Annotated in this window: 1 protein-coding gene; it reads left to right on the forward strand. The window is 69.8% G+C overall.

Annotated features, from left to right (window positions below; translation table 11 throughout):
• Positions 1-217: cysteine peptidase family C39 domain-containing protein (locus FNJ47_RS50875; protein ID WP_206685445.1), on the forward strand; the 217-nt coding region annotated here is incomplete at its 5' end.
• Positions 218-242 lie beyond the last annotated feature (25 nt).

Below are 242 nucleotides of genomic sequence, written 5' to 3' on the forward strand. Positions count from 1 at the left end.
TCCCCTCACCGCGTCGTTGAGCCCTCTCGCCGCCCTTCCCGGCCGCGCGGTCAGCCGTGAGGCTCTGCTCGGCGGACTTCCGATCACGGACGGACGCTTGTCTGTTTCGCTCTACGACCGCGCGGCCGTGATGGGCGGCGAGATAGCTCAACGACGCGGTGAGGGGATCGTCGCCCAGGGAGCTCGGCCGACTGGCCGCGGCAGGCGTTGCAGTTGAATCATCTGAGGTGGAGCGGCCGGCG

This window comes from Bradyrhizobium uaiense, from assembly GCF_010811875.1.
Taxonomy (GTDB): domain Bacteria; phylum Pseudomonadota; class Alphaproteobacteria; order Rhizobiales; family Xanthobacteraceae; genus Bradyrhizobium; species Bradyrhizobium uaiense.